This is a genomic window from Salinimicrobium oceani (assembly GCF_012037645.1).
The window spans coordinates 1-367 of record NZ_JAAVJR010001054.1 but is presented as its reverse complement, the minus strand read 5'-3'; the positions used below and the strand labels follow the sequence as shown (position 1 = coordinate 367).

Genomic DNA, 367 nt, shown 5'->3' with positions numbered 1-367 from the left:
AGATTCCGGAGAAAAGGATAATAAGTCCGAAGACAACAATTACGGCGGTTAAAATGGTGGATATCATTGGTAGTAGTTTAATTTTAACGAAAGATATGAAAATAAACAGCTACATTTAACCCTTTCAAAAATTTCGAAAAAACATGGATTTCAAAAAATTTCTTCTTTTAGGGGTTCTTTTAATTTTTTCCTTTTCTACCCAGGCACAACGTCGAATTTGGGATGGAGAATACAATAGGTTAGGCTTGCAGGCAGGAGCTAACTATTTCAATATTGTGACCAATGATCTGGAAGTGCAGCCAAAAGTTAGCTGGACGGCAGGATTTACAACCAGGGCTTCTTTTTACGAAAACTGGCAGTTTGTTTA

1 pseudogene is annotated in these 367 nt (G+C 36.2%); it reads left to right on the top strand.

The window, feature by feature from the left end:
- Positions 1–143 precede the first annotated feature (143 nt).
- A pseudogene (locus HC175_RS20740) lies at positions 144–367 on the top strand (hypothetical protein); the annotation flags it as partial.